Raw genomic sequence first — 10,970 nt, 5'->3', positions numbered from 1 at the left:
ACACCTATCGGTGCCGTGATGCTAAATCCGGAGCGGCCCGAGAAACCCGAGCCGGAGCAAAAAGAGGCTGCTTAAAACAGCTTTGCGCGACAACTATCTTGAAAAACGCCGTTGGCCTGACCCTCTCCTACATGTTGACGGACAACTGGGGTGTCGAGCTGCTGGCCGCGACCCCCTTCTCCCACTCGGTGTCGACTGCCGGCCTGGGTGAGGTCGCCAAGGTCAAACACCTGCCGCCGACCCTGATGGCGCAGTACTACTTCGGTGATGCCAACAGCAAGGTGCGCCCCTATGTGGGGGCCGGTATCAACTACACCACCTTCTTCGACGAGGAAGGGCGCGGTGCCCTGGCCGGGACGGATGTGAGCGTGGACTCCTCCTGGGGGATAGCGGGTCAGGTGGGCCTGGACATGGCGATCAATGACCGCTGGTTCGTCAACGCCTCCGCCTGGCTCATCGACATCGATACCGATGTGCATACCGCCGTGGGCACCATCAACACCTCCATCGATCCGGTGGCCTTCATGTTCGGCGTCGGCTACCGCTTCTGATGACAAACGTGGCCGGTGCTCGGCCATGACAACCAAGCATGTCTCTTTGGCCCGGCTCTGTTCGGGCCCTTTTCTGCCTGCCATGTCACGCCAACTGTGATCTGGCCCGCCATCGCGTTACGAACCGCTATTCCATTGCATCCCGCTGCCGATAACCTCGGCATTCACCCCTTTCCCCAACGAGTGAGGATGCCTCCATGGGTTTATCTATTGTGCAGCGGATCATCGCCGGCTTCGTGCTGATGCTGTTGTTGCTGGTTCTGCTCGGCTTCATCAGTATCTTGAAGATCCGGGGGATCAACGAGGGGCTCTCCCAGGTTTCTGATCGTGCCACCCCCCTGGTGATCGCAGTCGCCGGGCTCAAGGGGGCACTGCAGGACAGCAACCGCTGGGTGCTCACCTACAGAACCAGCGAGGAGGCGGCCCAGTTGCCGCAACTGGCCAGCCAGTTCAAGGCGCAGCAGGAGCGTTTCCTGGCCCAGAGCAAGGAGATGGCCCGGTTTGACGGGGTGGCCGAGGCGAGCGAGCGGTTCCGCCAGGTCGACGGGGCGACCCGCGAGTTCTACGGGTTGGCGGATCAGGTGCTGACCCAGCACGGCCAGTGGGTGGCCGCACTCGATCGGCGCCATGAACTGGAGCTGGCGTTCATCCGGCTGGAAGATACCTACCAGTGGGCCGCCGACCTGTTGTTGCAGCAGACCGCGAGCAAACGCTCCATGCGCAACAAGGCCGAACTCATCACCTCCGGCATTGCCCGGGATCTGAAAAACATCCGCCGGGCCGATGCCAAGACCGATCTCAATGAATTGGAGAAGGTGCTCGGCAAGGATATCGAGATGGCACGCAAACGGCTCGAACGGGTGCAGGTGCCCGATGACGTGAGGCAGCGTTTCATCGTCAACCTCGATCGGATGCAGGAGCTGGCCCTCGGCCCGAAAGGGTTGCTGGCGACCATGCGCAATGGCCAGCAACTGGCGGCCTCGCTGCAGTCCCTGAACCAGCAGCTCGACACCAGTCTGGTCAACAGCCTGGCGCTGCTGGACGAGATGGCCAAATCGGCGGGCAGCATTGCCAGCGCGAGCCGGGTCGGGGCGGATGACGCTGTCAGCAGCGCCAGCGCCTGGATCCTGATCGTGTCTGCCATCTCCGCGGCCGCCGCGCTCCTCATCGGTTACACCACGGCCCGCAGCATCCAGCGTCCGCTGCAACTCATCGATCGGGAGCTGGATCGCATGGCCACGGGTGACATGACCCGGCGCATCGACTACCAGAGCCGCTGCGAGTTTGGCAGCCTGACCCGCTCCATCAATACCCTGGCAGACAAGACTGGCGAGCTGCTCGCCCAGATCAATGCCGGCTCGCGCCATCTGGTGGACGAGGCGAGCCGCGCCGCCGAGATAAGCGAGCGGGCCATGTCACGGGTGCAGGATCAGAAGAGTCAGACCGATCAGGTGGCTGCCGCCATCACCGAGCTGGAGGTGAGTGCGACTGAGGTGGCGCGTTCCACCGACGGCACCAAGCGCGAGGTGGACCTGGCGGATGAAGAGGCCCGCGCCGGACGCAAACAGGTGGCGACTACGCGCCAGATCACCGAACAACTGGCGGGAGCCATGGAAGAGGCGGTCGGCATCACCCACAAGCTGGGGGAATTCAGCGACAACATCGGCAGCATCCTCGACGTGATCCGCAGCATCGCCGAGCAGACCAACCTGCTGGCGCTGAACGCGGCCATCGAGGCGGCCAGGGCGGGGGACGCCGGTCGCGGCTTCGCGGTGGTGGCGGACGAGGTGCGGGCACTGGCGAACCGGACCCAGACCTCGACCGAGGAGATCCAGGCCATGATCGAGAACCTGCAAAGTTCCAGCAAGCACGTGGTGGCCGTGATGGCACGCAGCCAGGAGCAGACCCAGGATTGCGTGGCCCAGACCCGGGTGATGGACGAGGCGTTGCAATCCATTGCCGAGCGGATGAGTGCCATCAAGGCGATGGCGGATCAGGTGGCTCATGCCGCCCAGGAACAGATCTCCGTGAGTCAGGGGGTTGCCCGTCATGTCGCCGGCATTGCGGATGTGGCTTACGAGACCGAGCGGGAGGCACGGGAATCGGCCAGCAGCAGTGAGGTGCTGGCGGATCTGGTCGCCAAGCAGCAGCAATTGATCGCCCATTTCAAGGTGTAGGAGGACTTATGGCTAACAAGTGGATCGGGGCCCTGAGTCTCCTGTTGTGTGGCCAGCTGATGGCCAGCGAGCTGGTGATAGAGAGCTGGCGCATTGATGACAAGGCCTTGTGGGAACAGAAGATCATTCCTGCTTTCGAGGCCGCCCACCCGGGTATTCAGGTGAAATTCAACGGGGTGCAGAACGTCGAGTACATGCCGACCCTCTGGGCCAGCCTCAAGGCGGGCAAGGCGGGGGATCTCATCACCTGCCGCCCGTTTGACGACTCCCTGGCCCTGTTCAAGGCGGGCCATCTGGTGGAGCTGAGCGAGATGGCGGGGATGGAGAACTTCCCGAGCTTTGCCCAATCCCCCTGGCAGACCGACAGTGGCGCCCAGACTTTCTGCGTACCCATGGCATCGGTGATTCACGGCTTCTTCTACAACAAGAAGATTTTCAGTGAGCTGGGGCTGACGGTTCCCCAGACCCGCGAGGCATTCTTCGCGGCCCTGGACAAGGTGAAGGCGGATGGTCGCTATGTTCCCCTCGCCGTGAGCGGCTCGGAGAGCTGGGTTGCCTCCGAGCTCGGTTTCCAGAACATAGGCCCCAACTACTGGAAGGGGGAGGATGGTCGATTGGCGTTGATCGGGGGCCAGGAGCGCTTCAACAACCCGCAATACGTCAAGGTGTTCGAGGAGCTGGCCCGCTGGCGTGACTACCTGGGAGAGGGGGGTGAGAGCCGCGACTACGCCACCACCAACGAGCTGTTCACCTCGGGCAAGGCTGCCTTCTATGCGGCGGGATCCTGGGAGATCGCCCCCTTCACCGGCAAGGTGGACTTCGGTGTCATGCGCCCGCCCGTGGCAAAGCAGGGGGATGGCTGTTTCTTCACCGATCACACCGACATCGGTATGGGGATGAATCCGGCCAGCAAGAACAAGGAGGCCGCCATGACCTTCCTGCAGTGGCTGACCACTCCCCAGTTTGCCGAGCTCTATACCAACTCGCTGCCCGGCTTCTTCTCGCTCTCCAACCACTTCTTTGAAGCCACCAATCCGGCGGCCAGAGAGATGATGGAGTGGCGGGATCAGTGCGATTCCACCATCCGGGTTGCCACCCAGATCCTCTCCCGCGGCACTCCCAAGCTCGGGGATGAACTGGCCGAGGTGAGCCAGCAGGTATTGCTGGGAACCGTGGCACCCAAGGCGGCGGCCGATCGCCTGGAACAGGGGTTGAAAGGGTGGTATGCCCCCCATCAGGGCAACCAGGGCAAGGGACAGGAGTGTCAGTGTGAGGCGAGCGTGCCTGCCGTCCCTGTGTCGGGTGCCATCGGGACCGAACCTGCTGCGCCTGTGGTGCCGGATGGACAAGCGCCTTCCGGAGCAAGCGCGACCCAGCCTCCGTCAGTACCGGTGTCCGGAGCCGTCGCTCCAGCGCCTCCTGCCGAAGTGGAGGAGGCGCTCGCCAGCGAACTGGAGGGGGCACAGCCCTGATGGTTCACCATGAAGAACGGGAGGCCTTGGCCTCCCGTTTTGCATCTGCGTGATGACCTGTCATTCCCGTGGCCAGCGGCACAGGCTGCCGATACGGGCCACCGGCACGAAACCCAGAGTGCGATAGACCCGCTGGGCGTGATAGTGCTCGTCTGCCACTATGATGAGCGAACTGGCCCGTGCCAGTCCCTGGCGTGCGACCTGGCTCAGCAACAGACGACAGAGCCCCCGGTTTCGCCACTCTGCGTGCGTGCGCACCAGTTGAAAGCGTCCCAGGGTGCCGGTGAAGAAGAGTCCGCAGCTGGCAACCAGTTGATCCTGGTGCCATAACCCCCACCACTGTCCGAGCCCGTCATCGATCATGGCCTGATAGAGCTGGCGGCGTGACAAGAGATAGGGAAGATAGCGCTCCTCCGAATGGGCGGGATCCCGCTCTGCCAGCTCGAAGGCGAGCCACTGATCCCAGTCCGCCGCGGTGAACGGGCGAGCCGGAGCCAGGTCGCTGCCGGTGGGGGCTTGCCACTCCATTGCACCCAGCGCCAGTACCACGCACTCCATGTATTGGTATCCCGCCGCCACGAACCCGGCGACCCGGCTGTTCTGGCCTGCGGCGAGGGGCCACTGGAAGGTGCGGTGGCGGATACGGGGATCCCAGCCAATCAGCCTGTCGAAACTGGCCTCGAGCCAGCCCTTGTCACGATCGCTTGGGGGGGTGGGCAGCAACAGGTAGTTGCCGAAGTAGTAGTCTGGAGAGCTCGGGGTGCGCACGGTCCAGAACGCATCATGATCCGTCACCTCGCCCTGATAGCGATCGAACAGCAGATCGGTGGCAAAACCGGGGTGATCTTCCATGATGGGGCTCCTGCAAACGCTTGAATTGCTTATCGGCAGGCGGGGAAAGAAGTTAAAAAAAGGCCGGGAAACCCGGCCAAACAATCACACGCAGATTCAGAACGTCCAGGACGATCCGCCCGCATCATAGCGTGCCTGACAGCATTTTGGGATGGGGTCGCTCATTACTTAGGTTGAATTGCAAAATAAAAAAATCGGCAATCCCCTTTGTCGCTGACAAATCGGTATTGACTTTGATCCGTTTTATCATAAAGATAGAAAGACGTTTAGACGTCCAAACATCCGTTTTGGCGTGAAGGAATGGGTTGCAGGACAGGGAGAGAGCAGATGGGATTTCACAGCGCGCGTCAGGTTGAGGCACTCAACCAGAGTTTGGCGGATCTGGGTGGCGATATATCGGTCAGTTTCGAGTTTTTCCCGCCCAACAGCGAAGGGATGGAGAACACCCTCTGGCAGTCCATCGAGCGCCTGCAGGTGCTGGAGCCCAAATTCGTCTCTGTGACCTATGGCGCCAATTCGGGCACCCGGGACCGCACTCACAAGGTGATCAAGGACATCAAGGAGCGTACCGGCCTCATCGCCGCCCCGCACCTGACCTGTATCGATGCCAGCCGTGACGAGTTGCGCACCATTGCCCGTGACTACTGGAACAGCGGCATTCGCCACATCGTGGCCCTGCGCGGAGACTTGCCCCCCGGCCTCGACAAGCCTGACATGTATGCCACCGACCTGGTTGCCCTGCTCAAATCTGAAGCCGATTTCGACATCTCGGTCGCCGCCTATCCGGAAGGCCACCCCGAGGCTCGCAGTGCGCAATCCGACCTGCTCAACCTCAAGCGCAAGATAGATGCCGGTGCCAACCGGGCCATTACCCAGTTCTTCTTCGATGTGGAGACCTATCTGCGGTTTCGGGATCGCTGCGCCGCCATCGGTATCGATGCGGAGATCGTGCCGGGGATACTGCCGGTCTCCAACTACCAGACCCTGGCCAAGTTTGCCGGTTTCACCAACGTGAAAATCCCGCGCTGGATGCACCAGCGTTTCGAAGGACTGGAAAACGATCAGATGACGCGCAACATGGTGGGAGCCAGCATTGCCATCGACCAAGTGCGTGTGCTGAGTCAGGAAGGGGTGAAGGATTTCCACTTCTATACCCTGAACCGCTCAGAGCTGACCTACGCCATCTGTCACACACTGGGTGTGAGGCCGAAAGGTCAGGCCTGATCCGCGGCTCTGATACAGAAAAGCCAATGAGTCTTCTCATTGGCTTTTTGTTTTGGGCGACAGTCAGGGCCGGGTTGGCTGGATCTCCCTGGGCTCGAGATCGATGACTGCATTGCCGGCGGCACCTGGATACTGGTGATAGCTCTGGTCCTGCTCCAGGGTATAGAAGGTGTCGAGGTAGTCGTCGTTGTTGGTCATCCAGGAGTCGGGGAGTGCCTTGACGATACGACCGCCGAGGTCGAGGAAGGGCAGGGCCTCGGGTACGCCACCCGCAGTGAAGCCGAGTTTGAGTGCGTCAATCAGGAGGGCACTCAGCTCCTTGTAATTGACGTTGTCATCCTGCTCCATCATGACCACGTCGACGGCTCCCCAGCGGTAGCGATCCCAATAGACCAGGATCTGGTTGGGGGTGTAGTCGGTGTTGTCGTAGTCGAGATAGGGCATGTCGACGATATCTACCACGGGCTCGTCCCTGCCAGGATTGACCCCGGCCACGACGGCATAGACCTCGGCGGCGCCCAGCAGCCAGGGCTCCTGATCATCGTTGAGCCTGATCTTCTTGAGAGTGCTGGTCTTGAGGGGCGTGGCGTTGCTGGTGGCACGGGGCGTCACCTGCATGTCGGCGGCAGCCAGCGCCTTTCGCATCACCTTCAGGCCGGCATTCTTGGCTTTGACCGGATCGGCCTCCACCACCAGTACCGGCCGCGCCGGCGGCTGGTTCACATCGAGATAGATCGGGCTGCCGGCGCTGTCGAACGCCTCGATGGCGCTCCAGCTCTTTTCGTCACCGCTTGGTATGTAGGCAACCAGTGGCTCAACCCCTTGTTGCAGTGCATCCGCCTGATCCGGATTGGCCAGCCGCAGTTGCATCAGCTCCCTGACCTCGCCATCCAGCCCTTGCCGACTGATGGCCGCCTGGTTGGCATCCCGAGCCTGGCGCTTCAGACGCGGGCTGGCCTTTGGCAGCAGGTTGGGCAGCGGGCTCTGGTATTCCTGATTGTTCAGGAGTGGCAGCAGGTTCTTCTGCTGCAGCGCGAGCTGGCGTGCCAGCTCCCGATCGGTGTCGGCAGCCTGGGTCGTGGTGGCGCCCAGCAGTGCCAGTAACAAAATGACAGCCTGATTCCTCATCTTCGTTCTCCAGTATTGAGTCTGACAACGGCGCTTGTCGGGAAGGATCTGCGCCGTTTTCTCACTAGAAAGGAATAAGGTTCATATGTGAACGCTCTTCTCAGGATTATGTGCTGCGTCTCACTGGAGTCTCCCCAGATGGTCAGGTCAGGCGCGGAGCCGGTTGACTTGATGCAATGTCACTCCGATCAGCAATCCCCAGCAGGCAGACCCGACCCCGAGCAGGGTGATCCCCGAGGCAGTCACGAGGAAAGTCAGTAGCGCGGCTTCCCGCTCCTCGTCCTGCTGCAAGGCGCTGTGCAAGCTGCTGCCTATGGTGCCGAGCAGCGCCAGTCCGGCCACGCAGGTGACCAGCACCGCAGGGAATGCGCTGAACAGGGCAACCACGGTGGCACCGAAGCAGCCTGTGAGCAGGTAGAAACAACCAGCCCACACGGCAGCAGGCCAGCGTCGAGTGGCATCGTGATCCACTTCCTTGCCCATGCAGATGGCGGCAGTGATGGCGGCCAGGTTGAAGGCATAGCCGCCAAACGGTGCCAGCAGCACGCCGATGAATCCGGTCCAGCCAATCAGGGAAGAAGTGGCCGGTTGATAGCCGTGGGCGCGCAGGATGGCAATGCCCGGCATGTTTTGCGAGGTCATGGTAACGAGAAAGAGCGGGAGTGCGATGCCGAGCAGGGCGTCGATGGAAAAGGCTGGCGAGATCCAGACCGGGGTGGAAAGTTGCCAGTGAACCTCGTTGAGTTGCAGCTCGCCCCTCAGGGTGCAGAGCAGCATGCCGGCCGCCAGGACCAGCACCATGGTGTAGCGGGGCCAGAGGTGGCGACCCAGCAAGAAAGCCAGTAGCAAGGTGCCAAGCAGCAGAGGATCTTGCGGTGCCACCTTGAAGAGATCCAGCCCGAACCTGAGCAAGACTCCGGCCAGCATGGCGGCCGCCAGGGGGGCGGGAATGTGACGCATCAGCCTGTCGAACCAGCCGCTGATACCGCAGAGGGTGATCAGCAGTGAAGAGATGATGAAGGCGCCGATGGCTTCAGCCAGACTGAAGTTCCCCAGGCTGGTGATGAGCAGGGCGGCACCCGGGGTGGACCAGGCCGTCAAGACAGGCACCCGGTAATAGAGGGAGAGGCCGATGCAGCTGACCCCCATGCCGATACCCAGTGTCCATAACCAGGAAGAGACCTGGGCTGCATCGGCACCGGCGGCCGTGGCAGCCTGGATGATCAAGACGACAGAACTCGTGTAACCCACCAATACGGCGATGAGTCCCGCGACCATGTGGGGGAGGGCTAGGGGCATGGGAAACTTCCTTGTGGATGCTGATAGCTTGTGCGCTATTGCGTACAATGTGGTTTTGACTATAGCGCTGTGCGTTATGGCGCACAATATGGTTCGAAGTAATCGGAGAACAGATGCAGGAGATGAGTCGCTATCTGGCCCAGCGATTGAAAGGGCTGCGCACTGAAAGAGGATGGAGCCTGGATATGGCCGCCCGTGAAACGGGGGTGAGCAAGGCCATGCTGGGACAGATCGAGCGAGGTGAATCCAGTCCGACGGTGGCAACATTGTGGAAGATTGCCACCGGCTTTCGGGTCTCTTTCTCCAGTTTCATTGAGCCGACACCAGCGGCACAGGGAGAGACGGTATACCGTATTGCCGATGATATTCGACAGCAGCCGGCGGGAGAGGGGATGCAGGTTGCCCCGCTTTTCCCCTATGAGGCCCGCTTTGGTTTCGAGTTGTTCGAACTGACCCTGCTACCTGGCTACCAGCGGGAGTCAGAACCCCATGAACCCGGAGTGACCGAACATGTCATCGTCATCAGCGGTGTGATGGAGGTACTGGTTGACGGGGCGTGGCGTTCCCTCGATCAGGGTGAGGCCGTCCGGTTTGCAGCGGACCGTCCCCATGGCTATCGCAATCTTGGGGTCGCTCCCGCCATCTTCCACAATTTGATCCACTATCCGGCCATGGCCACGCGATGATTAGCCGGGGCGGCCATCCGCCCTGGGACTGGTCAGTATGGGGGTATAAACCCAGATGAACAGACCGTAGGCGGCAACCCAGCTCCATCCGCTGAGGTTCCATCCCGTGAGGGTGAGATTTGGCCAAAAGAGAGGGAGCAAGACCCGCAACAGCGCGGACAGGATCACCAGTGCAAATGCCGCCGTGATCCTGCGTCCTATCTGCAGGGCTCTGCCACTGTGTCCGAGGGATACACGGGCTATCATCCCGAGGATCATGGCCCCCATGCTGCCCGCGCTGAACAGATGGCTGGCCAGTGACAAGGCAATCGGCCAGCCAGCCGTGCGTGCCGCCAGGGCGGTCAGCCCCAGTGGGATAAAGAGGTAGGCCAGGTGAAGCGACCACAGCAGGGGCTGGGCCAACGTGGTTCCGGGTCGCCAGCGCAGCTGCCTGTAGAGGTGAGCCCCTGCCGCCACTATATATAGAGGGAACATCTGAATTCCGATGACCCACTGTGTCGGGAGCACAAACCAGAGCAGCAGGATGAGCCACAGAGACGCGAGGGCAATGCGCTCCAGCCACGGCAGTGGTAATGCTTTTTCCGTCCCAGTGGCTCTGGCGGTAAAGAAGGGAATGACACGTCCTCCCATGACGGCAATCAGGGTCGTGAAGAGGAGCACGGTTGCAAGCAGGATATGTTCCACCAATGGCCATTCGGCATGCCACCGCCAGCAAGCGGTATTGAGCAGGGTCAACACGAGAAGCAGGGGAACAAAAAAGAGATTGCGCCACTGGCGCGTCACTATGATGGGTCTGGCGAGGAACCACGTACAGAGGGGCAACCAGGCCAGGTCCATGACCATCAGAGTGACATTGCTTTCTCCAAACCAGGGGAGCAGGCCTCTCGGGATGGCCCACAATCCCACGACCAGTGCCAGCGGCCAACCGCGTACACCTGGGTGAGCGGTCCAGTTCTGGACGGCGGTAAGCAGAAAACCCGCCACTATGGCGGCACCAAAGCCGAACAACATTTCATGTGCATGCCACCAGATGGGGTTGCTAATCCCGGGCAGAGCGAACCAGCCGTTGAGTTGCCCCAGCCAGCCCAGCATCGCCAAAGCCGAGAACAAGGCGCCGAACAGGAAGAAAGGCCGAAACCCGAGGCGGAACAGAGGAACGATTCTCTCCTCTTTGCGGCTATCCAGGATCTGGTGCATGAATGAAACCTTAATTGAACATTTGAAAAGCCAATTATAAAGTGGCTTTTCAAATGTTCAATTTAAATCCAATGACAGCCCGAAATGGTGGTGATGCGAACGAAATAGAACCGCTTTGCTGTATATCTGAGCGAACGGTTCTTTTCGGTGAAAAAGCCCTTGTCATCACGGCGCGGCTCCCTATAATGCGCCCCTACAAGCACGGCGGAACACGCCAACCTGATGAGCCAGCTTCCTAGCGAAGTGGGCGCCGAAAGGAAAGCGAAAAAAACGGCTTGACTTTCGAAGTGAGGAGCGTAAGATGCGCCTCCTCAACGCGATAAGCGTGACGCTCTTTAACAATTTGAATCAAGCAATCTGTGTGGGCACTCACAGCATCGAGCA

The 10,970-nt window shown here is 60.8% G+C and carries 8 protein-coding genes and 1 pseudogene; 5 read left to right on the top strand and 4 right to left on the bottom strand.

Annotation, left to right across the window (positions count from 1 at the left end; genetic code table 11):
* Positions 1-110: 110 nt before the first annotated feature.
* The 3 genes and pseudogenes from PG883_RS21220 to PG883_RS21210 all read left to right on the top strand — a co-directional run.
* Positions 111-551: pseudogene (locus tag PG883_RS21220) on the top strand (OmpW family outer membrane protein); the annotation flags it as partial.
* A gap of 197 nt (positions 552-748) precedes the next feature.
* Positions 749-2,728 carry a methyl-accepting chemotaxis protein gene (locus PG883_RS21215; protein ID WP_039040116.1) on the top strand — a complete coding sequence of 660 codons (1,980 nt, stop codon included), beginning with the start codon at positions 749-751 and terminating at the stop codon, positions 2,726-2,728.
* Between the two features lie 8 nt (positions 2,729-2,736).
* Positions 2,737-4,200, top strand: coding sequence for an extracellular solute-binding protein (locus tag PG883_RS21210; RefSeq protein WP_042864821.1), 1,464 nt, complete (start codon positions 2,737-2,739; stop codon positions 4,198-4,200).
* A 60-nt stretch (positions 4,201-4,260) separates the two neighbouring features.
* On the opposite strand, the gene PG883_RS21205 is transcribed toward PG883_RS21210, so the two are convergent.
* Positions 4,261-5,052, bottom strand: a complete 792-nt coding sequence (locus tag PG883_RS21205; RefSeq protein WP_270808050.1) for a GNAT family N-acetyltransferase — start codon at positions 5,050-5,052, stop codon at positions 4,261-4,263.
* Between the two features lie 327 nt (positions 5,053-5,379).
* Here PG883_RS21205 and metF point away from each other — a divergent pair, with 327 nt between their 5' ends.
* The gene (gene metF / locus PG883_RS21200; RefSeq protein WP_010674220.1) at positions 5,380-6,276 is read left to right on the top strand and encodes a methylenetetrahydrofolate reductase; all 897 of its coding nucleotides are present in this window, start codon (positions 5,380-5,382) and stop codon (positions 6,274-6,276) included.
* A 63-nt stretch (positions 6,277-6,339) separates the two neighbouring features.
* Here the strand turns inward: metF and PG883_RS21195 are convergent, their stop codons facing one another.
* Complete coding sequence (locus tag PG883_RS21195; RefSeq protein ID WP_270808048.1) at positions 6,340-7,404, bottom strand: DUF3103 family protein; 1,065 nt, start codon at positions 7,402-7,404, stop codon at positions 6,340-6,342.
* A 147-nt stretch (positions 7,405-7,551) separates the two neighbouring features.
* Positions 7,552-8,703, bottom strand: coding sequence for a benzoate/H(+) symporter BenE family transporter (locus PG883_RS21190; RefSeq protein ID WP_233735814.1), 1,152 nt, complete (start codon positions 8,701-8,703; stop codon positions 7,552-7,554).
* A gap of 113 nt (positions 8,704-8,816) precedes the next feature.
* On the opposite strand from PG883_RS21190, the gene PG883_RS21185 reads away from it, so the two are divergent.
* A complete protein-coding gene (locus tag PG883_RS21185; RefSeq protein WP_042015843.1) occupies positions 8,817-9,389 on the top strand; it encodes a helix-turn-helix domain-containing protein in 573 nt (190 codons plus the stop codon).
* On the opposite strand, the gene PG883_RS21180 is transcribed toward PG883_RS21185, so the two are convergent.
* The gene (locus PG883_RS21180) at positions 9,390-10,586 is read right to left on the bottom strand and encodes an NnrS family protein (RefSeq protein ID WP_270808044.1); all 1,197 of its coding nucleotides are present in this window, start codon (positions 10,584-10,586) and stop codon (positions 9,390-9,392) included.
* Positions 10,587-10,970 lie beyond the last annotated feature (384 nt).

Source organism: Aeromonas sp. QDB25 (assembly GCF_027707725.1).
Lineage (GTDB): Bacteria > Pseudomonadota > Gammaproteobacteria > Enterobacterales > Aeromonadaceae > Aeromonas > Aeromonas caviae.
This window is presented reverse-complemented; position numbering and strand designations above follow the sequence as displayed.

Bases quoted from the DNA above. Each gene is read 5' to 3' on its own strand.
- PG883_RS21215 (WP_039040116.1), top strand. From the start codon at position 749: ATGGGTTTATCTATTGTGCAGCGGATCATCGCCGGCTTCGTGCTGATG.
- PG883_RS21210 (WP_042864821.1), top strand. From the start codon at position 2,737: ATGGCTAACAAGTGGATCGGGGCCCTGAGTCTCCTGTTGTGTGGCCAG.
- PG883_RS21205 (WP_270808050.1), bottom strand. From the start codon at position 5,052: ATGGAAGATCACCCCGGTTTTGCCACCGATCTGCTGTTCGATCGCTAT.
- metF (WP_010674220.1), top strand. From the start codon at position 5,380: ATGGGATTTCACAGCGCGCGTCAGGTTGAGGCACTCAACCAGAGTTTG.
- PG883_RS21195 (WP_270808048.1), bottom strand. From the start codon at position 7,404: ATGAGGAATCAGGCTGTCATTTTGTTACTGGCACTGCTGGGCGCCACC.
- PG883_RS21190 (WP_233735814.1), bottom strand. From the start codon at position 8,703: ATGCCCCTAGCCCTCCCCCACATGGTCGCGGGACTCATCGCCGTATTG.
- PG883_RS21185 (WP_042015843.1), top strand. From the start codon at position 8,817: ATGCAGGAGATGAGTCGCTATCTGGCCCAGCGATTGAAAGGGCTGCGC.
- PG883_RS21180 (WP_270808044.1), bottom strand. From the start codon at position 10,586: ATGCACCAGATCCTGGATAGCCGCAAAGAGGAGAGAATCGTTCCTCTG.